Origin of the sequence: Bradyrhizobium sp. ISRA436, from assembly GCF_029910015.1 — a bacterium.
GTDB lineage: Bacteria > Pseudomonadota > Alphaproteobacteria > Rhizobiales > Xanthobacteraceae > Bradyrhizobium.
Genome location: NZ_CP094519.1, coordinates 3,504,957 through 3,529,380 on the forward strand (window position 1 = coordinate 3,504,957; position 24,424 = coordinate 3,529,380).

Sequence of the window (24,424 nt, forward strand, 5' to 3'; positions counted from 1 at the left end):
GAGCGCCTGGTGTCCGACCTGCTCGCCTTCATGGCAGATTGAGGCCGTCAGGCCGCCCGCTTGATATCGGATCGGATCCAGCGCGCGGCCCAGACGAACAGGAGCGCGCCGAGCGCGGTCGTGACCGCCGCCGACAGCAGCGAGTAGCGAACCGCGTCGACGCCGTAGGTGCCCTTCAGCGCGTCGTTGATCATGCCGACCGCAAGGGGGCCGACGCTCTGGCCGAAGCAGGTCGCGGTCAGGAGCACGATCGCCGAGGCCAGCGCGCGCATGCTGGGTTTGGCGACCGTCTGGGCGATCGCAAAGATCGGACCGAGATGGAAGCCGACCAGGAACGAGGTCAGCGCCAGCGCCGCGACCATCAGTGGGAAGCTCAGCGTCAGCATGCACAGTGCGACGACGGGGCCGGCGAGGCCGGACATGATCGCGGGCGCCCATAGTTTCCAGCGGTCGTCGCGGCAGCTGATGCGCGCGACCACGATGCCGCCGACGAGCGTGCCGGCCATCCCCGCGAGGCCCTTGAAGGTGCCGGCATAGGTGCCGATCTCGGCGCTCGAGAGGTGATGGATGCGCGCCAGGAACGGCGGGATCCATACCGCCGTAGCGTAGTTCGTGTAGGTCGTCAGGCAGAAGCCGACTAGCACGATCACGAAGCTCGGCTGGGCGCCGAGGAAGCGCAGCGTCGGGCCGATCGGTTCGGCCTTGAACGTCTCGGCCATCGCGCCGCGCTTCGGCTCGGAGATGGTCAGCCACAGCACCGCGGCGAGCGCGATCCCGGGGAGGCCGGCGGAAAAGAACGCGGTGCGCCAGCCATAGTGCTGGTTGATGTAGCCGCCGATGAAATAGCCGAGGAAGACGCCGAGATAGGTGCCGATCGCATAGATGCCGAGCGCGCGCGGACGCTCGTTCTTGTCGAAGAGATCGGCAATCATCGACTGCGACGCCGGCGTGCCTGCCGACTCGCCAATGCCGACACCGATCCGGGCGAGCGCCAGCGTGGTGACGCTGGAGGCCATGCCGCAGAGATAGGTCATCGCGCTCCAGAACGCGAAGGCGCAGGCGACGATGTTGCGGCGGTTCAGCCGGTCCGCCATCCGCGCGATCGGAATGCCCAGCAGCGAATAGAACAGCACGAAGCCGAAGCCCGCGAGCAGGCCCATCGTGGTGTCGCTGAGGGTGAACTCCTTCTTGATCGGCTCGATCAGCACGTTGAAAATCGTGCGATCGAGGAAGTTGAGGGCGTAGATGATCGTGAGCAGCCCGAGCACGTAATAGCGCCGGGCCGTAGGCCTTGCGCCTTCCTGTGCCTGCGCGGCCGCGCGCGGTGCGAGTTCGACCATGGCTTTCCCCCCGACATGTTTTTCTGCTTTGTTCGCTCGAGCGCGGGCCCTAGGCCTCGCGGATATAGTTCCCCGCTTCGAATTCGACCGGCCTGGCGTCGGCGTCGAACGACACCCCGATCGGGTCGCGGCCGGCCGCCAGCGCTTCGAGCTGGTCAGAGAGCATGCGGCGGATCATCAGGATGCCGCGGTCGCTCTGGCCGAAATGCTCCTCCGAATGGATCGTCTGCGCGCCCTGGCCGACCTGTGCCTCGTAATCACCCGGGAATTGCTGGTGCTCGGCTTCCGTCATGTCCCACCAGAACTTGCCGTTGAACTTCGAGCGCATCCGGCCGATGTCGCCGGCGTTCTTGACCCGGCCCGCGACATAAATGCGGAACGAGGTGTCGTCGATCGGCAGCGTCCAGCCGATCGATTCCACCCGGGCGAACTGGGCGACGCGCGGATTGGGCACCACGCGCAGCGTGGGGAGGGCAGCCTCGGTGACGCGATAGAACACCTTGCCGTCGTCCTGCCTGCGGATCGAGCGCACCGCGACGCCGCGCGGCGACATCTCGAACTTCACCTCCGGCATCGAGGCCATCATGGTGGTGAACTGCGGCCCGCTGAACGAGCCGTGCAGCACCGGCACGTGGTAGGGATCGACCACGTTCTCGAAATGCTGCAGCCAGTTGCAGGGGATGACCGCGGGGCCGCCGCCGCCGATCGAGGAATCGTCGGCCTCGACGAACTCGCCGTCGTCCATGGTCTCGAGACATTCGTAGCGCGGCAGCACCGGCATTTTCTCGGATGGCCCCATATAGGCGAAGATCAGGCCGTAGCGCTCCTGCACCGGATACCAGGGCTGGCGCACCTTGTCCTTGAAGCGGCCGCCGTCGGGCTCGCAGGGCTGCTCGAGGCAGTGGCCCTCGGTGTCGAATTTCCAGCCGTGATAGCAGCAGCGGATGCCGTCTTCCTCGACCTTGCCGTAATAGAGCGTGGTGCCGCGATGGCAGCAGCGGGCATGCAGCAGGCCGACCCGGCCATGCTTGGCGCGAAAGAGGATGAGGTCCTCGCCGAGCGCGCGCACTTTTCTGGGGATATCGGTGGCGTCGCTGGAGAGACCGATCGGGTGCCAGTAGCGGCGCAGCAGTTCGCCCATCGGCGTGCCGCGGACGACCGAGGTGAGCTCGGTCCGGGTGGTGGACGGCTTCATGGCATAGGCCGTGCCGAGGTCGCGGTCCCGCTGGGTGATCGTCATGCTGTTTCCTCCTGCCGCTAGCCTGGTGGCCGCGGTCGTTATGCGTTGACTAAGTCAACGATAGATCGATGACAATGTCAACGATATCGGTTAGGTTGGCAGCGCGCGCCTTTGTTGGCAGAGGTTGGCCGATGACCGAGAAACTGAAGACCGGAAGGGCGATACCGCCGGAGATCGTCGTGGACGCGGAACTGGCGCCGATCACCGCCATGATGTCGTCGCGGCTGATGGTGCTAGCGAACCTGCTCAAGCGCGGCGCCATGCTGCGCTACAAGCGCCTCGCCGGGCTGTCCTCGGTCGAGTTCGGCCTGGTCGCCTCGCTCGGCCGGCGGCCGCCGATGAGCGTGGTCAGGCTCGCGGAAGCCGTCGGCATGGACAAGGGCCAGATCAGCCGGGCGCTTGCCGAGCTGGTCGCGCGCAAGCTGGTGGCCAAGGCGGTCAATCCGCGGGACAATCGCGAGACGCTGGTGTCGCTGACCAAGGCCGGGCTGGCCGCGCATGACGCCATCGTCGCCGGCGCGCAGGAGCGCAACCGCCGCCTGCTGGAACAGCTCAACCCGGAAGATCTGGAGCGTCTGCTCGGTCATATCGATCGCCTGACCGCGACGGCCGCCGAGATGCTCGCTGCCGAGAAAGAGCGGGGCTGATCTGGGAACAGTGCAGGGCACCAAAGCGCCGCCGCGGCGTTACCCCAAAGAGGCAAGCGTACCGCCGGATCGGGCCCGGAGCCTGCGGGGAGGGCGGTAAAAGCGTCAAAATTGCTTGTCTTGCGCCCCCTGTTGCGCTGCGCTAAAGCCTCAAGAACAATTCCAATCAACGAATCTGCGGCACGTCCGAAACCGCAGCAAGAAGGCTTCGCCGATGAGCGGCATCCTGCAGAATTATCTCCCACTTGTGGTCTTTGTTGGGGTAGCGAGCCTGATCGGTTTGGCGCTCCTGATCGCGCCCTTCCTGCTCGCGTTCCAGCAACCGGATCCGGAAAAGCTGTCCGCCTATGAATGCGGATTCAACGCTTTCGACGACGCTCGCATGAAGTTCGACGTCCGCTTCTACCTGGTGGCGATCCTCTTCATCATCTTCGACCTCGAAGTGGCGTTCCTGTTCCCCTGGGCCGTGGCGTTCGGAAAGCTGGGTGCGACCGGCTTCTGGTCGATGATGGTGTTTCTGGCCGTGCTGACGGTCGGGTTTGCATATGAATGGAAGAAAGGTGCGCTCGAATGGGATTGAGCCCCACCGCGCTACAGCCGGCGATCGCGCCGGCTCCGAAGGGCATTCTTGATCCGTCGACCGGCAAGCCGGTCGGCGCCAACGACCCGTTTTTCCTCGAGGTCAATCATGAACTGTCCGACAAGGGCTTCTTCGTGGCTGCCGCCGACGACCTGATCACCTGGGCGCGGACCGGCTCGTTGATGTGGATGACCTTCGGTCTCGCTTGCTGCGCGGTCGAGATGATGCAGGTGTCGATGCCGCGCTACGACGTCGAGCGCTTCGGATTTGCGCCACGCGCCTCGCCGCGGCAGTCCGACGTGATGATCGTCGCGGGCACCTTGACCAACAAGATGGCGCCGGCGTTGCGCAAGGTGTACGACCAGATGCCGGAGCCGCGCTACGTCATCTCGATGGGCTCCTGCGCCAATGGCGGCGGCTACTACCACTATTCCTATTCGGTGGTGCGTGGCTGCGATCGCATCGTGCCGATCGACATCTACGTGCCGGGCTGCCCGCCCACGGCGGAGGCGCTGCTCTACGGCGTGCTGCTGCTGCAGAAGAAGATCCGCCGCATCGGCACTATCGAACGCTAAGGTTTAACGTCATGGACGACGGCAAGCTCGACGCCCTTGGGCAGACGATCGTGAGCGCGCTTCCGGGCGCCGCCACGGCGCACTCGGTTGCGTTCAACCAACTCACTGTCGACGTCGAGGTGGGCAAGATTGTGGAGGTCGTGACCTTTTTGCGCGACGATCCCAACTGCCGCTTCGTCAACATCACCGACGTGACCGCGGTCGACTATCCCGGCCGCGAAAAGCGCTTCGACGTCGTCTATCATCTGCTGTCGCCGACGCTGAACGCCCGCATCCGGCTGCGCGCCGAGGCCGACGAGACCACGCAGGTGCCGTCGATCATCGGCGTCTTCCCGGGCGCCGACTGGTTCGAGCGCGAGACCTACGATCTCTACGGCGTGATCTTCGCCGGCCATCCGGACATGCGCCGGTTGCTGACCGACTACGGTTTCGACGGCCATCCGCTGCGCAAGGATTTCCCGCTCACCGGCTTCGTCGAGGTCCGCTACGACGACCAGGAGAAGCGGGTGCTGTACGAGCCGGTCCGGCTCAACCAGGAATTCCGCAAGTTCGATTTCCTCTCGCCGTGGGAAGGCGCGGACTATCCGCTGCCGGGCGATGAGAAGGCGAAGGCGGAGCCGAAGGCCTGATCATGAACGAGCAACCGCAAAATCTTCGTAACTTCACGATTAACTTTGGTCCGCAGCATCCTGCGGCACACGGCGTGCTCCGTCTTGTGCTCGAATTGGATGGCGAGGTCGTCGAGCGCGTCGATCCGCATATCGGCCTGCTTCACCGCGGCACCGAGAAGCTGATCGAGCACAAGACCTATCTGCAGGCGATTCCGTATTTCGACCGGCTCGACTACGTCGCGCCGATGAACCAGGAGCATGCGTTCTGCCTCGCGGCGGAGAAGCTTCTCGGCATCACGGTGCCGCGCCGCGGCCAGCTGATCCGCGTGCTCTATTGCGAGATCGGCCGCATCCTCTCCCATCTGCTCAACGTCACCACGCAGGCGATGGACGTCGGCGCGCTGACCCCGCCGCTGTGGGGTTTCGAAGAGCGCGAGAAGCTGATGGTGTTTTACGAGCGCGCCTCGGGCTCGCGCATGCACGCGGCGTTCTTCCGCGTCGGCGGCGTGCACCAGGACCTGCCGCCGAAGCTGATCGACGATATCGAGGCGTGGTGCGATCCGTTCCTCAAGGTGGTCGATGATCTCGATACGCTGCTTACCGGCAACCGTATCTTCAAGCAGCGCAACGTCGACATCGGCGTGGTGCCGCTGACGCAAGCCTGGGAGTGGGGCTTCTCCGGCGTGATGGTGCGCGGCTCGGGCGCGGCCTGGGATCTGCGCAAGGCACAGCCCTATGAGTGCTACGCCGAGATGGATTTCGACATCCCGATCGGCAAGAACGGCGACTGCTATGACCGCTACCTGATCCGCATGGAAGAGATGCGCCAGTCGGTGCGCATCATGAAGCAGTGCATCGAGAAGCTCAAAGCCCGCGACGGGCAGGGGCCGGTCGTGGTCGAGGACAACAAGATCGCGCCGCCGCGCCGGGGCGAGATGAAGCGTTCGATGGAAGCGCTGATCCATCACTTCAAGCTCTATACCGAGGGCGTGCACGTGCCGGCCGGCCAGGTCTATGCTGCGGTCGAAGCGCCGAAGGGCGAGTTCGGCGTCTATCTGGTCGCCGACGGCACCAACAAGCCCTACAAGTGCAAGATCCGCGCGCCGGGCTTCGCCCATCTGCAGGCGATGGATCACGTCTGCCGGGGCCATCTGCTTGCCGACGTCTCGGCGATTCTCGGCTCGCTCGATATCGTGTTTGGAGAGGTCGATCGGTGATGGCGCAGCGGCCCATTCAGTTTGACCGTGCCTCGGGCGCCCTGGAAGGGGCCAACGCCTGGGAGCGGACGGCTGCGCTGGCGCTGGCGACGGGCGCTAAGATCTCCTCGCATTTCTCGCATATGGGCTACATCGCGTGCGCCAACCTGCTGCGCAAGACGCTGCCGGAGCGCGACATCGCGGTAAAGCTCAACGAGGATGCGGTGTTCGAGTTTCCGTATGGCGACGGCTACTGGAGCAAGCTGCTCAACCGCGACTACACCTATGAGGATGAGCTCGAGTTGCTGTTCGAGGACTCCGCCGACGTGGACTATACGTTGCTCGATTGCGGCGCGAACTACGGCTACTGGTCGGTGCTGGCGTCGAGCAGGCCGTTCGGCGCCCATAAGGCGATCGCGATCGAGCCGTCGGAGCAGAACTATGCGAAGCTCACCAACAATGCGCGCGTCAACGGCAATCGCTTCGAGACCATGAAGTGCGCGATCGGCGCCGGCCGCGGCACGGCGCGGTTGTCCGGCACCAAGCACGAGGCCTTCAGCATTGCCGGCGACAGCGCCAACGGCGAGGAAGTGCCGGTCATCGCGCTCGATGATCTGATCAGGGACCAAAAGGTCTTGCCCGAGGGCAAGTATCTGGTGAAGCTCGACGTCGAGGGCGTCGAGATCGATGCGATGAAGGGCGGCCGGCGGCTGATGGAAGCCGACAGCGTGCTGCTCTGCGAGGAGCACGGCAGCGACCGCAAGCACACCGTGTCCCGCTACATCCTCGAGCAGACACCCCTGAAGCTGACCGTGTTCGACCGCCGCACCCGTCGCCTTGAGACCGTGAACGAGCTCTCGATTCTCGATCGCATCAAGGTTTCCACCAACATCGGCTACAACGTGTTCGGCACCGCAAGCGCCTTCTGGCAAGACCGGATCGATGCGCTGAACGCCAAAGCCGCACGCCGCGTGCAATGAGAGACTGAACGATGTCCGTCCGCCGCCTTGCCCCGAAGGAATTGCAGCCCGCGAGCTTCACGTTCACGGACGAGAATCTCGCCTGGGCCAAGAAGGAGATCACGAAATATCCGCCGGGCCGTCAGGCCTCGGCCGCGATCGCGATCCTGTGGCGCGCGCAGGAGCAGCATGACGGCTGGGTCTCGGAAGCCGCGATCCGCGCCGTCGCCGACCTGCTCGAGATGCCGCATATCCGCATGTTGGAGATCGCGACCTTCTACACGATGTTCCAGCTCTCGCCGGTCGGCAAGAAGGCGCATGTGCAGGTCTGCGGCACCACCCCGTGCCAGCTGCGCGGCGCCGGCGACCTGATCGAGGTGTGCAAGCATCGTATCAATCACGAGCCGTTCCATCTCTCGAAGGACGGCAACTTCTCGTGGGAGGAGGTCGAGTGCCTCGGCGCCTGCGTGAACGCGCCGATGGTGCAGATCTGGAAGGACACCTACGAGGACCTGACCAAGGAGAGCTTCGGCAAGGTGCTCGACGGCTTTGCCGCGGGCAATCCGCCGAAACCCGGTCCGCAGATCGACCGTCAGTTCTCGGCGCCGGCAGGCGGCCCGACCACGCTGAAGGAAACCACCTGATGCGCGGCTTCCTGATGCAAGCGAGCGGGATGGGGAGGGGCGGTGCGATGAAGGGCTGGCGCTACATCGCCCTGCACACGGCTGCGGCTGCGTGCTTCATCTTCCTGCTGCAGCGCTACGGGCTGAACGCCTCGCTGGAGACCAGCCTGTTGTGGGCCTTCGTGTTCGGCGGTTGCGCCGCGGGGCTCGCCTATACCCAAGCCAATCGGTGATGTTCGGAAAGTTTTGAGCATGCTCGACGACAAGGACCGCATCTTCAAGAACCTCTACGGTCTCCACGATTGGGGCCTCGAAGGCGCGCGCCGTCGCGGCGCCTGGGACGGCACCAAGGCGATCATCGACAAGGGCCGCGACTGGATCATCAACGAGATGAAGGCGTCCGGCCTGCGCGGCCGCGGCGGAGCGGGCTTCCCGACCGGCATGAAGTGGTCGTTCATGCCGAAGGAATCCAAGGACGGCCGTCCGAGCTATCTCGTGGTCAATGCCGACGAGTCCGAGCCGGGCACCTGCAAGGACCGCGAGATCATGCGGCACGATCCGCATCTGCTCGTCGAAGGCTGCCTGCTCGCGAGCTACGCGATGGGCGCGCATGCCTGCTACATCTATGTCCGCGGCGAGTTTATCCGCGAGCGTGAACGGCTGCAGGCCGCGATCGACCAGGCCTACGACGCCAAGCTGATCGGCAAGGACAACGTCAACGGCTGGCCGTTCGACCTCTACGTGGCCCACGGCGCCGGCGCCTATATCTGCGGCGAGGAGACCGCGCTGCTAGAGAGCCTCGAGGGCAAGAAAGGGCAGCCGCGCCTGAAGCCGCCATTCCCGGCCAATGTCGGCCTCTATGGCTGCCCGACCACGGTGAACAACGTTGAATCGATCGCGGTCGCGCCCGACATCCTGCGCCGCGGCGCCGCCTGGTTCGCCAGCATCGGCCGCCCCAACAATGTCGGCACCAAGCTGTTCTGCATCTCCGGCCATGTCGAGCGGCCCTGCAACGTCGAAGAGGCGATGGGCATCCCGTTCCGCGAGCTGATCGACAAGCATTGCGGCGGCATTCGCGGCGGCTGGGGCAACCTGAAGGCGGTCATCCCCGGCGGTTCGTCGGTGCGCATGGTGCCGGCCGAGCAGATCATCGACACGCCGATGGATTTCGACTCCTTGAGCAAGCTGCGCTCGGGTCTCGGCACCGCGGCCGTGATCGTGATGGACAAGTCGACCGACCTGATCCGGGCGATCGCCCGCATCTCCTATTTCTACAAGCACGAGAGCTGCGGCCAGTGCACGCCGTGCCGCGAGGGCGCCGGCTGGATGTGGCGCGTGCTGACGCGCATGGCCGAGGGCCGCGCCCACAAGCGCGAGATCGACATGCTGCTCGAGGTGACCAAGCAGGTCGAGGGGCACACGATCTGCGCGCTCGGCGATGCCGCGGCCTGGCCGATCCAGGGCCTGATCGCGCATTTCCGTCACGAGATCGAGGAGCGCATCGACCAGTATTCGCACAGGGCCGATCTCGACGATGCCGGCGTCCGCGATCCCGTGCAGGTGGCGGCGGAGTGATGGCGGCGAAGCTGGGAAAGACTTGAAGACATGACCAAGATCATCATCGATGGCAAAGAGATCGATGTCGCCCCGGACTACACGCTGCTGCAGGCGTGTGAGGCGGCGGGCGCCGAGATTCCGCGCTTCTGCTATCACGAGCGGCTGTCGATCGCCGGCAATTGCCGCATGTGCCTCGTCGAGGTGAAGGGTGGTCCGAAGCCGGTCGCGAGCTGCGCCTGGGCCGTGCGCGACTGCCGTCCGGGCCCGAAGGGCGAGCCGCCGGAAATCTCGACCCGTTCGCCGATGGTGAAGAAGGCGCGTGAAGGCGTGATGGAATTCCTGCTGATCAACCATCCGCTGGACTGCCCGATCTGCGACCAGGGCGGCGAATGCGATCTGCAGGATCAGGCGATGGGCTACGGCGTCGACACCAGCCGTTTCGCCGAGAACAAGCGCGCGGTCGAGGACAAGTATCTCGGTGCGCTGGTCAAGACCTCGATGAACCGCTGCATCCAGTGCACGCGCTGCGTCCGCTTCTCCGCCGAGATCTGTGGCGCCCCCGAAATGGGTGCGACCGGACGCGGCGAGGATATGGAGATCACCACCTATCTGGAGTCCGCGCTGAGCTCCGAGCTGCAGGGTAACCTCGTCGACATCTGCCCGGTGGGCGCGCTGACCTCGAAGCCCTATGCATTCGCGGCGCGGCCCTGGGAGCTCGGCAAGACGCAGTCGATCGACGTCATGGACGGCCTCGGCTCGGCGATCCGCGTCGACACCCGCGGCCGCGAGGTGATGCGCATCCTGCCGCGCATCAATGAGGCGGTGAATGAGGAGTGGATCTCTGACAAGACCCGCCACATTGTCGACGGCCTGCGCACCCAGCGCCTCGACCGTCCCTATGTGCGGGAGAACGGCCAGCTCAGGCCGGCGACCTGGCAGGAAGCCTTCGCGGCGATCGCGGCCAAGGCCGGCCGCAGCGACGGCAAGCGGATCGGGGCCATCGCGGGCGACCTTGCCGCAGTCGAGGAGATGTTCGCACTGAAGGAGCTGCTGGCTAAGTTCGGCTCGGTCAATCTCGCGGTGCAGGGCGGCGACGCATTCGCCGCCAAGGCCGGTCGCGGCTCGTATATCTTCAACCCGACCATCGCCGGCATCGACAAGGCCGACGCCCTGCTGATCATCGGCTCGCACCCGCGCAAGGAGGCCGCCGTGCTGAACGCGCGGATCCGCAAGCGTTGGCGCACCGGCGGGCTCAAGGTCGGCATGATCGGCGCCAAGGCCGATTTCACCTATGACCTCGAATATCTCGGCGCGGGCATCGAGACGCTCGCCGATCTCGTGGCCGGCAAGCACTCCTTTGCCGACGTGCTGAAGAACGCCAAGAATCCGATCATCCTGGTCGGTGCCGGCGCCTATACCAGGCATGACGGCGCTTCGGTGCTGGCGCAGGCCGCCAAGCTCGCCGTCGACGTCGGCGCACTCAAGGACGGCTGGAACGGCTTTGCGGTGTTGCAGGACACGGCGTCGCGCGCAGGCGCGCTCGATATCGGCTTCTCGCCGGCGGCCGGCGGCCTGACCGCGGCGCAGATGACGACCTTCGGCACGCTCGACGTGCTGTTCCTGCTCGGCGCCGACGAGATCAGCGCGCCGGACGGTACTTTCGTCGTCTATATCGGCACCCATGGCGACCGCGGCGCGCATCGCGCCGACGTCATCCTGCCGGCGGCGGCCTACACCGAGAAGTCCGGCATCTACGTCAATACCGAGGGCCGCGTGCAGATGGCCAACCGCGCCGCGTTCCCGCCGGGCGAGGCCCGTGAGGATTGGGCGATCATCCGCGCGCTGTCCGACGCGCTCGGCAAGAAGCTGCCGTTCGACTCGATGCAGGCGCTGCGCCAGGCGATGTTCAAGGCCTATCCGCACCTGATGCGGCTCGACCAGATCGAGGCCGGCAAGGCGGACGACGTCAAGGCGCTGGCGGGCAAGGGCGGCAGCGTCGACAAGGCGGCCTTCAAGCCGACCGTCGAGGATTTCTATCTGACCAACCCGATCGCCCGGGCCTCTGCCGTGATGGCGGAATGCTCGCGCCTGGCGTCGGGTCGAATGCTGGCGGCAGCGGAGTGAGCGTGATCTGATGGCTGAATTCTTCGCAAGCTCGTTCTGGACCGGCTTCCTCTGGCCGCTGATCATCATGGTCGCGGAGAGCCTGTTGCTGCTCGTCGTGCTCCTGATCGCGATCGCCTACATCCTGCTCGCCGACCGCAAGATCTGGGCGGCGGTGCAAATCCGGCGCGGCCCCAACGTGGTCGGTCCGTTCGGACTGCTGCAATCCTTCGCCGACCTGCTGAAGTTCGTGCTGAAGGAGCCGACGATCCCGGCCAGCGCCAACAAGGGCGTGTTCCTGCTGGCGCCGCTGGTCTCCTGTGTCCTGGCGCTCGCCGCCTGGGCGGTGATCCCGATGGATTTCGGCTGGGTGATCTCCGACATCAATGTCGGCATCCTCTACATCTTCGCGATCTCGTCGCTGTCGATCTACGGCATCATCATGGCCGGCTGGTCGTCGAACTCGAAATATCCGTTCCTGGCCGCGCTGCGCTCGGCGGCGCAGATGGTGTCCTACGAGGTCTCGATCGGCTTTGTGATCATCACCGTGCTGCTCTGCGCCGGCTCGCTGAACCTCTCGGCGGTGGTGGAGGCGCAGAACACCCGCGGGCTCGCCAGCCTGATCGGCCTGCCGCAGCTCACCATCCTGAACTGGTATGTGTGGCCGCTGTTCCCGATGTTCGTGGTATTCTACGTCTCGTCGCTCGCGGAAACCAACCGTCCGCCGTTCGACCTGGTCGAGGCGGAGTCCGAGCTGGTCGCCGGCTTCATGGTCGAATATGGCTCGACGCCGTACCTGCTGTTCATGCTCGGCGAGTACGTCGCGATCACCACGATGTGCGCGATGGCGACGATCCTGTTCCTGGGCGGCTGGCTGCCGCCGGTGGCGCTACCGCCGTTCACCTGGATTCCGGGGATCGTGTGGTTCGCGCTGAAGCTGTTCTTCATGTTCTTCCTGTTCGCGATGGCGAAGGCGATCGTGCCGCGCTACCGCTACGATCAACTGATGCGGCTCGGCTGGAAGGTGTTCCTGCCGCTGTCGCTGGCGATGGTGGTGATCGTGGCCGCTGTGCTGCAGTTCGCCGGCATCGCGCCGAAGTGAGGCCGTCATGAGTGTTAACGTCAACGCAACAGCCCGCTCGCTTCTGCTGTCGGAATTCGTCTCGGCGTTCTTCCTCGCCATGCGCTATTTCTTCCAGCCGAAGCCGACGCTGAACTATCCCTTCGAGAAGGGCCCGATCTCGCCGCGCTTCCGCGGCGAGCACGCGCTGCGCCGCTATCCCAACGGCGAGGAACGCTGCATCGCCTGCAAGCTGTGCGAGGCGATCTGCCCGGCGCAGGCGATCACGATCGAGGCCGGCCCGCGCCGCAACGACGGCACCCGCCGCACGGTCCGTTACGACATCGACATGGTGAAGTGCATCTATTGTGGCCTGTGCCAGGAGGCATGCCCGGTGGACGCCATCGTCGAGGGGCCGAACTTCGAATTCGCGACCGAGACCCGCGAGGAACTCTACTATGACAAGGCCAAGCTGCTCGCCAATGGCGACCGCTGGGAGCGCGAGATTGCGAAGTCGATCGCACTCGACGCGCCGTACCGGTGAGGTGAGGGCATGATCCTTCCGGCGTTGTTCTTCTATCTGTTTGCCGCCGTCTGCGTGGCGTCGGCCGTCATGGTGATTGTCTCGCGCAATCCCGTGCACTCCGTACTGTTCCTGATACTGGCGTTCGTCAACGCGGCCGGCCTGTTCATCCTGATGGGGGCCGAGTTCCTCGGGATGATCCTGATCGTCGTCTATGTCGGCGCCGTCGCGGTGCTGTTCCTGTTCGTGATCATGATGCTCGACGTCGACTTCGTGGAGCTGCGCGAGGGCTTCATCCAGTATCTGCCGATCGGCATCGTGATCGGCGGCATCTTCATGTTCGAGCTGTTGCTGGTGGTCGGCGCCTGGGCGATCAACCCGGCCGTGACCAGGACGATCACCGCGGCGATCCCGACCAATGTGAGCAACACCGAGGCGCTGGGCCTCGTGCTCTACACGAAGTACATCCATTACTTCCAGCTCGCCGGCATGGTGCTCCTGGTCGCGATGATCGGCGCCATCGTGCTGACGCTGCGCCACAAGGCGAACGTCAAGCGGCAGAACATCAACGTGCAGAACGCGCGCACGCCGGACATGGCGATGGCGCTGCGCAAGGTATCGTCGGGGCAGGGACTGCAGGACGCCGACGCGGCGGAGTGGGTGAAATGACGATCGGGCTCGGGCACTATCTCGCGGTCGGCGCGATCCTGTTTACGCTCGGGATCCTCGGTATCTTCCTCAATCGCAAGAACATCATCGTCATCCTGATGTCGATCGAGCTGATCCTGCTCTCGGTCAACATCAATCTGGTGGCGTTCTCGACCTTCCTCGGCGACATCGTCGGCCAGGTGTTCGCGCTCCTGGTGCTGACGGTGGCGGCGGCCGAGGCCGCGATCGGCCTCGCCGTGCTGGTGGTGTATTTCCGCAACCGCGGTTCGATCGCGGTTGAAGACGTCAATCTGATGAAGGGCTAACGCATGATCCGGAAAAGTGGAGGCCGGTTTTCCCGAACAAACCAATTGGTTTGTTCCGAGATCATGCGCAAAGAGAACGTCCAATGATACAGGCAATCGTATTCCTGCCGCTGCTGGGCGCCATCCTCGCAGGGATCATTTCGCTGGTCGGTGCGCATGCGCGCAATCCGAGCGGCGACATCGTCGAGCATCACGACGATGCGCATGGCGACGCCCATGCCGCGGCGGCCCATGATGATCACGGTCATGACGACCACGGCCACGACGATCACCATGTCTCGGAGCCGTCGGCCGCCGGATCGCGGCTGGCAGAGCTGATCACCACCGGTCTCTTGTTCGTATCGGCGGCGCTGTCGTGGTTCGCGCTGGTCGATGTCGGCTTCATGCACCATGACGCGCGCGTCGTGCTGCTGCCCTGGATCACCTCGGGCGACCTGCAGGTGGCCTGGACGCTGCGGGTCGACACGCTGACGGCGGTGATGCTGGTCGTGGTCAACACGGTGTCCGCGCTCGTTCACCTCTATTCCATCGGCTACATGGACGAGGACCCGAACCGGCCGCGCTTCTTCGGCTATCTCAGCCTGTTCACCTTCGCGATGCTGATGCTGGTGACCTCGGACAACCTCGTGCAGCTGTTCTTCGGCTGGGAGGGCGTCGGTCTGGCGAGCTACCTCTTGATCGGCTTCTGGTACCAGAAGCCGTCGGCGAACGCCGCGGCGATCAAGGCCTTCGTGGTCAACCGCGTCGGCGATTTCGGCTTCGCGCTCGGCATCTTCGCGATCTTCGCGCTGGTGGGCTCGACCGATTTCGAGACCATCTTCCATGCGGCGCCCGGGCTGACCGGCAAGACCATCGACTTCTTCGGCTGGCATGCCGATGCGCTGACGCTGACCTGCCTGCTGCTGTTCATGGGCGCGATGGGCAAGTCGGCGCAGTTCCTGCTGCACACCTGGTTGCCGGACGCGATGGAAGGCCCGACCCCGGTGTCGGCGCTGATCCATGCCGCGACCATGGTCACCGCCGGCGTCTTCATGGTGGCCCGCCTGTCGCCGCTGTTCGAGCTGTCGCCGACCGCGCAGGCGGTGGTGATGTTCTTCGGCGCGACCACGGCGTTCTTCGCCGCGACCGTGGGCCTGGTGCAGAACGACATCAAGCGCATCGTCGCGTACTCGACCTGTTCGCAGCTCGGGTACATGTTCGTGGCGATGGGGGCAGGGGCCTATTCGGTCGGCATGTTCCACCTGTTCACGCACGCCTTCTTCAAGGCGCTGCTGTTCCTGGGCTCCGGCTCGGTGATCTACGCGATGCATCACGAGCAGGACATCCGCAACATGGGCGGCCTGTGGCGCAAGATCCCGTACACCTTCGCGGTGATGTGCATCGGCACGCTGGCGCTGACCGGCTTCCCGCTGTTCGCCGGCTACTTCTCCAAGGACGCGATCATCGAGGCGGCCTATGCGGCGCACAATCCGTTCGCAGTCTACGCCTATCTGCTGACGGTCGCGGCCGCCGGCCTGACCTCGTTCTATTCCTGGCGTCTGATCTTCAAGACCTTCTTCGGCGAGCCGCACGACCAGAAGCACTACGAGGCGGCGCATGAGAGCCCGATGTGGATGCTGGTCCCGATCGGCGTGCTCGCCGCCGGCTCGATCCTCGCGGGCCTCCCGTTCAAGGAGCTGTTCGCGAGCCCACACGGCGTCGAGGAGTTCTTCCGCGAGTCCGTGAAGATGAACCCGCATATCCTCGAGGACATGGAGCAGATCCCGGCGTGGCTCGCGCCGCTGCCCACCGTCATGATGGCGATCGGCCTGTTCATCTCCTACATGTTCTACATCCGCAGGCCGTACCTGCCGGTCGAGCTCGCGAACCAGCAGCCGATGCTGTACCAGTTCCTGCTCAACAAATGGTACTTTGACGAGGTGTACGACCTGATCTTCGTGCGCACGGCGAAGTGGATCGGCTACACGCTCTGGAAGAAGGGCGACGGCTTCATCATCGACGGCTTCGGTCCCGACGGGGTCTCGGCCCGCGTGCTCGACGTCACCCGCAACGTCGTCAAACTGCAGACCGGTTACCTCTATCACTACGCCTTTGCGATGCTGATCGGGGCTGCCGGATTGATCACCTGGTTCATGTTCGGCTTGGGAGGCCAGTAAATGACAACCTGGCCAATCCTTTCCGTCACGACCTTCCTGCCGACCGTCGGCGCGATCCTGGTTTATCTGCTGGCGCGGGGCGGGGACGAGACCGCCAACCGCACCGCGCGCTGGATCGCGCTGTGGACGACGGTGATCACCTTCGTGATCTCGCTGATCCTGGCGGCGCGCTTCGATCCGGCGCAGACCGACTTCCAGTTCGTCGAGAAGGCGTCCTGGCTCGCCACCGGCATCACCTACCACATGGGTGTCGACGGCATTTCGCTGCCGCTGCTGATCCTCACCACGGCGATCATGCCGCTGTGCATCATCGCGAGCTGGCGGGCGATCACGAGCCGGGTCGGCGAATACATGATGGCGTTCCTGATCCTGGAAACGCTGATGGTCGGCACCTTCTCGGCGCTCGATCTCGTGCTGTTCTACCTGTTCTTCGAAGGCGGCCTGATCCCGATGTTCCTGATCATCGGCGTCTGGGGCGGTCCGCGCCGGGTCTACGCGTCGTTCAAGTTCTTCCTGTACACGTTGCTCGGCTCGGTCCTGATGCTGCTTGCCATCATGGCGCTGTACTGGAACGCCGGCACGACTGACATTCCGACCCTGATGCACACCGCGGTGCCGCGCGGCATGCAGACCTGGGCGTGGCTTGCCTTCTTCGCCTCGTTCGCGGTGAAGATGCCGATGTGGCCGGTACACACCTGGTTGCCGGATGCGCACGTCGAGGCGCCGACGGCGGGCTCGGTGGTGCTGGCGGCGATCCTCCTGAAGATGGGCGGCTACGGCTTCCTGCGCTTCTCGCTGCCGATGTTCCCGCTGGCCTCGCATGACTTCGCGCCATTCGTGTTCACGCTGTCCGTCATCGCCATCGTCTACACCTCGCTGGTGGCGCTGATGCAGGAAGACATGAAGAAGCTGATCGCGTACTCCTCGGTCGCGCATATGGGCTTCGTCACCATGGGCATCTTCGCGGTCACGACGCAGGGCGTCGCCGGCGGCATGTTCCAGATGGTCTCGCACGGCATCGTCTCCGGCGCGCTCTTCCTTTGCGTCGGCATAGTCTACGACCGCATGCATTCGCGCGAGATCGCGACCTATGGCGGCCTGGTGAACCGGATGCCGCTCTACGCGATGACGTTCATGATCTTCACCATGGCCAATGTCGGCCTGCCCGGCACGTCGGGTTTCGTCGGCGAGTTCATGACGCTGCTCGGCACCTTCAAGGTCTCGCTGCCGACGGCGTTCTTCGCCACCACGGGCGTGATCCTGTCGGCGGCCTATGCGCTCTGGCTCTACCGCAAGGTGGTGTTCGGCGCGCTGGTCAAGCCGACGCTGATGTCGATCAAGGATCTCACCTTCCGTGAATGCCTGACGCTGTTCCCGCTGATCGCGCTGACCATCCTGTTCGGCGTCTATCCGAAGCCGGTGCTCGACATGTCGGCCGCTTCGGTCCAGCAACTCGTCAACAATTACAATACCGCCGTGACTGCCGTGAAGGCAGCCTCGCTGGTCGTCAAATAAGGCTGCCGCCATGAGCTTTTCCAGTGCAGGTTATCAGTTGCAGCCGGTGCTGCCGGAGCTGGTGCTCGCGGTCGGCGCCATGGTGCTGTTGATGATCGGAGCCTATCGCGGGCAGGGGACGACGCGGCTCGTCACGGCGCTTGCAGTGTGCCTGCTGGTTCTGACCGGCCTGCTGGAAGTGTGGCTGCCGGCCGGCAAGCTCGTCACCTTCGGCGGCAGCTTCATCGTCGACGACTTCGCCCGGTTCCTGAAAATCCTGGCGCTGATCGGCTCGGCCGCGACCCTGATCCTGGCGACCGAGTTCCTGTCGGACCCCTCGCGCCGGACCTTCGAGTTCTCCATCCTGGTGCTGCTGTCGACGCTCGGCATGATGGTGCTGATCTCCGCCGGCGATCTGATCTCGCTCTATCTCGGCCTCGAGCTGATGAGTCTGGCGCTCTACGTCGTCGCCGCGAGCCAGCGCGACAACGCCAAGTCGAGCGAGGCCGGCCTGAAGTACTTCGTGCTCGGTGCGCTGTCGTCGGGCATGCTGCTCTACGGCGCGTCGCTGATCTATGGCTTCACCGGCACGGTCAGCTTCGCCGGCATCGCGGCGGCTGCGACCACGGGCAGCCTCGGCATCGTGTTCGGCCTCGTCTTCCTGCTGGCCGGCCTCTGCTTCAAGGTGTCGGCGGTGCCGTTCCATATGTGGACGCCTGACGTTTATGAGGGCGCCCCGACGCCGGTGACGGCGTTCTTTGCGTCCGCGCCGAAGGTCGCCGCGCTCGCGGTGTTCACGCGGGCGACGCTCACCGCGTTCCCCGGCATCGTCACCGAGTGGCAGCAGATCCTGGTGTTCGTGTCGATCGCCTCGATGGCGCTGGGCTCGTTCGCGGCGATCGGCCAGACCAACATCAAGCGGCTGATGGCCTATTCGTCGATCGGCCACATGGGCTTTGCCCTGGTCGGCCTCGCTTCCGGCACGGTCGAGGGCGCGCAGGGCGTGCTCGTCTATATCGCGATCTATGTCGCGATGACGCTCGGTTCCTTCGCGATCATCATCGCGATGAAGCGCAACGGTCAGGCGGTCGAGCAGATCAGCGATTTCGCCGGCCTGTCGCGCACCAATCCGCTGCTCGCCTTCTTCTTCGCGATGCTGCTGTTCTCGCTCGCCGGCATCCCGCCGCTCGCCGGCTTCTTCGCCAAGTGGTATGTGTTCGTCGCCGCGATCAAGGCAAACCTGTTCACGCTCGCGGTGATAGGCGTGCTGACCAGCGTGGTGGGCGCGTTCTACTACCTGTCGATCGTCAAGGTGATGTATTTCGACCAGCCGGTCGGCAAGCTCGATCCGGTGCGCGTCGAGTTGCGCACGGTGCTGGCGGTCGCGGGCCTCTTCAACATCTTCTTCTTCGCCTATCCAGGGCCGCTGGTCAGCATGGCAACGGCGGCGGCGAAGTCGCTGTTCTGACGCGCATGATCCCGAAACGTGGAGACCGGCTTTCGGAGATGATCATGTGCAAAACGTCAAAATGACCTTCACGCTCGGACCCCTGGCCATTGCGGCGGGCTACAAGCTCGCCGCTTTCGACCAGATCGACTCGACCAATGCCGAGGCGCTCCGGCGCGCCCGCGACGGCGAGCGCGGGCCGATGTGGTTCGTGACCCCGGAGCAGACCGCAGGGCGCGGTCGGCGGCAGCGGGCCTGGGTCGCGCCGCGCGGCAATCTCGCCAGCAGCGTCCTCGAGGTGATGGACGTTCAGCCGGCGGTCGCGGCGACGCTCGGCTTCGCCGCCGGGCTGTCGCTCGAGGCGGCCTTGCAGAAGGTCAGCATCGAAGCGGCGCTGCGGCTCGGGCGGAGCCCGGCATACACCCTGAAATGGCCGAACGACGTGCTGGCTGACGGCAGGAAACTGTCGGGCATCCTGCTGGAGGCCGAAGGTGTCGGCGATTACCTTGCGGTCGTGGTCGGGATCGGCACCAACGTCGTGGCGGCGCCCGAGGGCACCCCGACGCCGGCCGTGTCGCTCGCCGCGCTCGGCGTCCAGATCGGGGCGGAAGAGCTGTTCGCAGCATTGTCGGATGCGTGGGTCGAGTTCCGCGGCATCTGGGACAATGGCCGGGGCTTTGCCGAGATCCGCCGCCTGTGGCTGGAGCGCGCCGCCGGACTCGGCGGCAAGGTGGCGATCCAGACCGGGACCGCGGCGCTGGAGGGGACTTTCGACACCATCGATGACACCGGTTGCCTGATCGTCCGTACCGCTGACGGCCAGCGGATGCCCGTGACTGCCGGCGAGGTCTATTTCGGCAATGCAGCCTCGGTGAGGGCCAGCTGATGGCGCGCCCGGACGAACTGACCTTTGCGCCGCTCGGCGGCGTCGGCGAGATCGGCATGAACCTGTCGATTTACGGCCTCGGCAATCGCCATCAACGCGCATGGCTCGCCGTCGATCTCGGCGTCTCCTTCGGCGACGAGGAGCATCTGCCCGGCATCGACCTGATCATGCCGGACATCCGCTTCCTGGAGAAGGAGCGCAACAATCTGATGGGCCTAGTGCTCACGCACGCCCATGAGGACCATTTCGGCGCCATCATCGATCTCTGGCCCAAGCTCGGGTGCAAGATCTACGCGACGCAGTTCAGCGCGTCGCTGTTCGAGGCCAAATGCGCCGCCGAGCGCAATCCGCCGAAGATCCCCGTCACGGTGATCCCGTCGGGCGGCCGGGTCGACATCGGCCCGTTCAATGTCGAGTTCATCCCGGTCGCGCATTCGATTCCGGAGTCGCACGCGCTGGCGATCAGGACCGAAGTCGGCACCGTGCTGCACACCGGCGACTGGAAGATCGACCCGACCCCGATCCTCGGGCTGCCAACCGACGAACGGCGGCTGCGCGAACTCGGCGACGAAGGCGTGCTGGCGCTGGTCGGCGATTCCACCAATGCCGTGCGCGACGGCCGTTCGCCGTCGGAAGCCGAGGTCGCGAAGACCATCGCCGAGCTCGTGAAGAAGGCGAAGGGGCGGGTGGCCGTCACCACCTTCGCCTCCAACGTCGCGCGCATGAAAGCGGTCGCCGACGCTGCCAGGGCAGCGGACCGCGAAGTCGTCGTGGTCGGCCGCGCCATGGAGCGGGCGGTGCAAGTGGCGCGCGAATGCGGCTATCTCAACGGCGTGCAGAACTTCCGCAGCACCGAGGTCTACGGGCATTTCCCGCCCGACAAGGTGCTGGCGCTGTGCACCGGCAGCCAGGGCGAGCCCCGCGCGGCGCTGGCGCGGATCGCCAATGACGATCATCCGCAGATCACCCTGAACAAGGGCGACACCGTGATCTTCTCCTCCCGTACCATCCCCGGCAACGAGAAGGCAGTCGGCAGCATCATCAACGGGCTGGTCGAGCAGGGCGTGGAGGTGATCACCGACCGCGATCATCTGGTGCATGTCTCCGGCCATCCGCGCCGCGACGAGCTCCGCGACATGATCTCCTGGGTGCGGCCGCAACTCCTGATTCCCGTGCATGGCGAGGCCCTGCATCTGGCCGAGCACGCCAAGCTGGCGCGCGCCGCCGGCGTGCCGAAGGTTCTCACCTGCCGCAACGGTGACCTGGTCAAGCTCGGACCGGGCGATCCCGGCATCATCGACGAACTGCCGGCCGGCCGGCTCTACAAGGACGGAACCATCCTGGAGGACGCCAAGTCGCGCGCGGTGGTGGAACGGCGGCGGATGGGGTTTGCCGGCTGCGCCTTCGTCGCCATCGCCATGACCGAGCAGGGCGAGCTTGCCGACGATCCCGAGGTTGATCTCGTCGGCATGCCGGAGAAGAATGCCGCCGGCGAAATGCTCGACGACATCGTGTTTGAGGTCGTGGTCTCGACGGTCGAGGGCTTGCCGCGGCCGCGGCGGCGCGATCCGGATGCGCTGGCGGAATCGGTGCGCCGTGCGGTGCGGGCATTGTTGAACGAGCAATGGGGCAAGAAGCCGATCTGCCTCGTGCACGTTCTGACGGTCTGACGCGCACCTAGCGGGCGCGCAACGACAAGGGAGAGAGACATGCTGGGCCGGCTCAATCACGTCGCGATTGCGGTCAAGGACGCCAAGAAGGCGGCAAAGATCTACGGCACGGCCTTCAACGCCGAGATTTCCGACGCCGTGCCGCTGCCGGAGCACGGCGTCGTCACCGTGTTCGTGACGCTGCCGAACACCAAGATCGAGTTCATCGAGCCGCTGGGCGAGGCCTCGCCGATCGCGAAGTTCGTCGAGCGCAATGCCGACGGCGGCATCCACCATGTCTGTTATGACGTACCCGACATCATCGCCGCCCGCGACCGCCTGGTCGCCGAGGGCGCGCGCGTGCTTGGCGACGGCCAGCCGAAGATCGGCGCCCACGGCAAGCCGGTGCTGTTCTTCCACCCCAAGGATTTCTCCGGCGCCTTGGTCGAGATCGAACAGGCCTGAGGCCGCATGGCGTACCAGATTTCAACCGGGCTTGCTATTTACTTCGTCCTTTGGTGGATCGTGCTGTTCCTGACGCTGCCGTTCGGCGTGCGCAGCCAGCAAGAGGACGGCGTTGCTGCGCCCGGCACCGATCCCGGTGCGCCGGTCCTGGCGCAGATGGGACGCAAGCTGCTCTGGACCACGCTGCTCTCGGCCGTGATCTTTGCGATCGGGATGTGGGCGTATTACGCCGGCTATCTCTCGATCGAGCGGTTGTCGAGACTGATGGGGATGCCGGCGTTCCACAACTGACAAGAAAAGGCCGGATCGGCCCGAAGCGGGAGCGAGGATCAACCTCGCCCTGCACATCAGGAGGAGGCGACCAAGATGAACCTGCAGGCGCAACCGGGCTCCGGGCAGAGCCAATACCGAATCCTGCGCGAGTCCGATCTGCGGGATTATCTCGCGGGCCTGCCCGCGATCGTCGCGCACCTCGGCGGAGCGCCGGCCGACTGGTCGATCAGCGAGGTCGGCGACGGCAATCTGAACCTCGTCTTCATCGTCAAGGGCACGAGCGGCGGCATCGCCGTCAAGCAGGCGCTGCCTTATGTGCGCCTGGTCGGCGAGAGCTGGCCGCTGCCGCTCTCGCGCGCCCATTACGAGCATCTGGCGCTGGTGCATCAGGCGCGGTTGGCGCCGAAGCTGGTGCCGGCAGTGCTGCATCACGACGGCCCGCTCGCGCTGACCGCAATGGAGCTGCTCGAGCCCCATATCATCATGCGCAAGGGGCTGATCGACGCCACGCGCTACCCGCGCTTCGTCGAGGACATCTCGACCTTCCTGGCCCAGACGCTGTTCTTCTCGTCGGACCTTGCGCTCTCGGCCGCGGAGAAGAAGGAGGGAGTCGCGGCGTTCGCCGGTAACCATGCGCTCTGCAAGATCACCGAGGATCTGATCTTCACCGATCCTTATCGCATCGCCGAGCAGAACCGCTGGACCGCGCCTTACCTCGATGCGACCGCGGCTGCCTTCCGCGAGGATTTCGAACTGCATGTCGCGATCTCAAGGCTCAAGCTGAAGTTCATGGCGAGCCCCGAGGCGCTGATCCATGGCGACCTGCACACCGGCTCGATCATGGTCACCGAGCGCGAGACTCGGGTGATCGACCCCGAATTCGCGTTCTACGGCCCGATGGGGTTCGATATCGGAGCCGTCATCGGCAATCTGATCATGGCCTATCTCGCCTCGGCAGGGCACGAGCGCACGCTCGGCGAGCGCGCCTCGTTCGAGGCCTGGCTGTTGGAGACGATCGAGGGCGTCTGGACCGAGTTCTCCCGGAAGTTTCTTGCGCTGTGGCGCAACGAGGCCAGGGGCGACGGCTATCCGGTGTCGCTGTTTGCAGGCGAGGCGGGTGCCGCGCGGCTGGAAGCGGAGCGGCAGGATTACATGGCCCGGCTGTTTCAGGACACGGTCGGCTTCGCCGCGGCCAAGATCATCCGCCGCATCCTCGGCCTCGCGCACAACATCGATTTCGAGTGGATCGCGGACGAGAAGCAGCGCGCGATCTGCGAGGCGCGCAGCCTCAGGCTGGCACGCCGGATGATGCTGGAGGCGCCGTCGTTCACGACGATCGGCGCGGTGACCGGGGCGGCGCGCGAGGTCCGCAACTGGCAGCCGGAGTTTGTTCGGTAGCGGTGAGCAGGGGAATGCGATCACTGCCGTTTCGGGGCGGTGCGGCAAATTAACCCGACGGGCAAATGAACACTTCCGCCGTCGGGCAAATCAGTGGCACGAATCCGCCCGTCTCACCCACTTGAGGGGCGCTGCGCGATCGTCACGAGTGTTGGGTCGGGATGCGGTGGACGCGGAGTGCGCAACGGACGAGTGCGCATGAAGCGGACGGTGAAGTCGTGTGGTTCCGACGCCCCAGTGGCAGGTGTCTCCTTGCTAAGCACGCGAACGCGTCTTTGCGAAGACGGTGACAAAAAAGCCAAGTCTCGCCGGGGAGAGCACGAAGTAAGCCGTAAACCATCGCGCAGGGAAAGCCGGGATTGCTCCGGTTTCACCTGTGGTCCTACCTCCCGAGCTTTCCATTTGCTCGGGACCCATGGGTGCGATCGGCACCCGGCTTTCCCTGCGCCCTCTGCGAGAGGAGGGCGAAGATTGACGAAAACCTCGGACACATCGTGCCGCGAGAACGCAATGCCACATCTCAACGACAGTCATCGCCCGCGAAAGCGGGCGATCCAGTATTCCAGAGGCAGCAGTGATTGAATCGACAGGCCGTAGCGTACTGGATACCCCGCATGCGCGGGGTATGACGGCGGAGCGATGGATTGCTTCCGCCTTCGCCGAGGCCT

At 65.0% G+C, this 24,424-nt stretch carries 24 protein-coding genes; 22 read left to right on the plus strand and 2 right to left on the minus strand.

Annotated features, from left to right (window positions below; all coding sequences use genetic code 11):
* Positions 1 to 47: 47 nt before the first annotated feature.
* Complete coding sequence (locus MTX23_RS16625; protein ID WP_280977747.1) at positions 48 to 1,340, minus strand: MFS transporter; 1,293 nt, start codon at positions 1,338 to 1,340, stop codon at positions 48 to 50.
* 49 nt (positions 1,341 to 1,389) lie between these two features.
* Positions 1,390 to 2,580 (minus strand): aromatic ring-hydroxylating dioxygenase subunit alpha, encoded by a 1,191-nt coding sequence (locus MTX23_RS16630; RefSeq protein WP_280977748.1) that lies wholly within the window; start codon positions 2,578 to 2,580, stop codon positions 1,390 to 1,392.
* A 131-nt stretch (positions 2,581 to 2,711) separates the two neighbouring features.
* On the opposite strand from MTX23_RS16630, the gene MTX23_RS16635 reads away from it, so the two are divergent.
* The 22 genes from MTX23_RS16635 (at position 2,712) to mtnK (ending at position 23,756) form a co-directional block, all read left to right on the plus strand.
* Positions 2,712 to 3,227, plus strand: coding sequence for a MarR family transcriptional regulator (locus MTX23_RS16635; RefSeq protein ID WP_280977749.1), 516 nt, complete (start codon positions 2,712 to 2,714; stop codon positions 3,225 to 3,227).
* A 214-nt stretch (positions 3,228 to 3,441) separates the two neighbouring features.
* Entirely contained in the window at positions 3,442 to 3,807 is a 366-nt protein-coding gene (locus MTX23_RS16640; protein WP_280977750.1) for an NADH-quinone oxidoreductase subunit A, read from the plus strand.
* Positions 3,798 to 4,382 (plus strand): NADH-quinone oxidoreductase subunit B, encoded by a 585-nt coding sequence (locus tag MTX23_RS16645; RefSeq protein WP_280977751.1) that lies wholly within the window; start codon positions 3,798 to 3,800, stop codon positions 4,380 to 4,382. The genes MTX23_RS16640 and MTX23_RS16645 overlap by 10 nt, the downstream gene beginning before the upstream one ends.
* 11 nt (positions 4,383 to 4,393) lie before the next feature.
* Positions 4,394 to 5,011, plus strand: coding sequence for an NADH-quinone oxidoreductase subunit C (locus MTX23_RS16650; RefSeq protein WP_280977752.1), 618 nt, complete (start codon positions 4,394 to 4,396; stop codon positions 5,009 to 5,011).
* Positions 5,012 to 5,013: 2 nt separating this feature from the next.
* The gene (locus MTX23_RS16655; protein WP_280977753.1) at positions 5,014 to 6,210 is read left to right on the plus strand and encodes an NADH-quinone oxidoreductase subunit D; all 1,197 of its coding nucleotides are present in this window, start codon (positions 5,014 to 5,016) and stop codon (positions 6,208 to 6,210) included.
* Entirely contained in the window at positions 6,210 to 7,169 is a 960-nt protein-coding gene (locus MTX23_RS16660; protein WP_280977754.1) for an FkbM family methyltransferase, read from the plus strand. Before MTX23_RS16655 ends, MTX23_RS16660 begins: the two co-directional genes overlap by 1 nt.
* An 11-nt stretch (positions 7,170 to 7,180) precedes the next feature.
* Entirely contained in the window at positions 7,181 to 7,792 is a 612-nt protein-coding gene (gene nuoE, locus MTX23_RS16665; RefSeq protein WP_280977755.1) for an NADH-quinone oxidoreductase subunit NuoE, read from the plus strand.
* A complete protein-coding gene (locus tag MTX23_RS16670) occupies positions 7,792 to 8,004 on the plus strand; it encodes a hypothetical protein (protein WP_280977756.1) in 213 nt (70 codons plus the stop codon). Before nuoE ends, MTX23_RS16670 begins: the two co-directional genes overlap by 1 nt.
* 19 nt (positions 8,005 to 8,023) lie before the next feature.
* Positions 8,024 to 9,346 carry an NADH-quinone oxidoreductase subunit NuoF gene (nuoF, locus tag MTX23_RS16675; protein ID WP_280977757.1) on the plus strand — a complete coding sequence of 441 codons (1,323 nt, stop codon included), beginning with the start codon at positions 8,024 to 8,026 and terminating at the stop codon, positions 9,344 to 9,346.
* Between the two features lie 30 nt (positions 9,347 to 9,376).
* Positions 9,377 to 11,452 carry an NADH-quinone oxidoreductase subunit NuoG gene (gene nuoG, locus MTX23_RS16680; protein WP_280977758.1) on the plus strand — a complete coding sequence of 692 codons (2,076 nt, stop codon included), beginning with the start codon at positions 9,377 to 9,379 and terminating at the stop codon, positions 11,450 to 11,452.
* A gap of 10 nt (positions 11,453 to 11,462) precedes the next feature.
* Positions 11,463 to 12,533 carry an NADH-quinone oxidoreductase subunit NuoH gene (gene nuoH, locus MTX23_RS16685; RefSeq protein WP_280977759.1) on the plus strand — a complete coding sequence of 357 codons (1,071 nt, stop codon included), beginning with the start codon at positions 11,463 to 11,465 and terminating at the stop codon, positions 12,531 to 12,533.
* A 7-nt stretch (positions 12,534 to 12,540) separates the two neighbouring features.
* Positions 12,541 to 13,035 (plus strand): NADH-quinone oxidoreductase subunit NuoI, encoded by a 495-nt coding sequence (gene nuoI, locus MTX23_RS16690; RefSeq protein WP_018271854.1) that lies wholly within the window; start codon positions 12,541 to 12,543, stop codon positions 13,033 to 13,035.
* 9 nt (positions 13,036 to 13,044) lie between these two features.
* A complete protein-coding gene (locus MTX23_RS16695) occupies positions 13,045 to 13,683 on the plus strand; it encodes an NADH-quinone oxidoreductase subunit J (protein ID WP_280977760.1) in 639 nt (212 codons plus the stop codon).
* Positions 13,680 to 13,988 carry an NADH-quinone oxidoreductase subunit NuoK gene (gene nuoK / locus MTX23_RS16700; protein WP_027537255.1) on the plus strand — a complete coding sequence of 103 codons (309 nt, stop codon included), beginning with the start codon at positions 13,680 to 13,682 and terminating at the stop codon, positions 13,986 to 13,988. Before MTX23_RS16695 ends, nuoK begins: the two co-directional genes overlap by 4 nt.
* Before the next feature lie 83 nt (positions 13,989 to 14,071).
* Complete coding sequence (gene nuoL / locus MTX23_RS16705) at positions 14,072 to 16,144, plus strand: NADH-quinone oxidoreductase subunit L (RefSeq protein ID WP_280977761.1); 2,073 nt, start codon at positions 14,072 to 14,074, stop codon at positions 16,142 to 16,144.
* Positions 16,145 to 17,659, plus strand: a complete 1,515-nt coding sequence (locus MTX23_RS16710; RefSeq protein WP_280977762.1) for an NADH-quinone oxidoreductase subunit M — start codon at positions 16,145 to 16,147, stop codon at positions 17,657 to 17,659.
* Positions 17,660 to 17,669: 10 nt separating this feature from the next.
* Positions 17,670 to 19,106, plus strand: coding sequence for an NADH-quinone oxidoreductase subunit NuoN (gene nuoN / locus MTX23_RS16715; RefSeq protein ID WP_280977763.1), 1,437 nt, complete (start codon positions 17,670 to 17,672; stop codon positions 19,104 to 19,106).
* Between the two features lie 61 nt (positions 19,107 to 19,167).
* A complete protein-coding gene (locus MTX23_RS16720) occupies positions 19,168 to 19,971 on the plus strand; it encodes a biotin--[acetyl-CoA-carboxylase] ligase (protein ID WP_280978097.1) in 804 nt (267 codons plus the stop codon).
* Positions 19,971 to 21,641 carry a ribonuclease J gene (locus MTX23_RS16725; protein WP_280977764.1) on the plus strand — a complete coding sequence of 557 codons (1,671 nt, stop codon included), beginning with the start codon at positions 19,971 to 19,973 and terminating at the stop codon, positions 21,639 to 21,641. The genes MTX23_RS16720 and MTX23_RS16725 overlap by 1 nt, the downstream gene beginning before the upstream one ends.
* A gap of 39 nt (positions 21,642 to 21,680) precedes the next feature.
* Positions 21,681 to 22,085: a methylmalonyl-CoA epimerase gene (gene mce, locus MTX23_RS16730; protein ID WP_280977765.1), complete on the plus strand. Its 405-nt coding sequence runs from the start codon at positions 21,681 to 21,683 to the stop codon at positions 22,083 to 22,085.
* A gap of 6 nt (positions 22,086 to 22,091) precedes the next feature.
* Positions 22,092 to 22,376, plus strand: a complete 285-nt coding sequence (locus MTX23_RS16735) for a DUF1467 family protein (RefSeq protein WP_280977766.1) — start codon at positions 22,092 to 22,094, stop codon at positions 22,374 to 22,376.
* Positions 22,377 to 22,451: 75 nt separating this feature from the next.
* Positions 22,452 to 23,756, plus strand: coding sequence for an S-methyl-5-thioribose kinase (gene mtnK, locus MTX23_RS16740; RefSeq protein WP_280977767.1), 1,305 nt, complete (start codon positions 22,452 to 22,454; stop codon positions 23,754 to 23,756).
* Positions 23,757 to 24,424 lie beyond the last annotated feature (668 nt).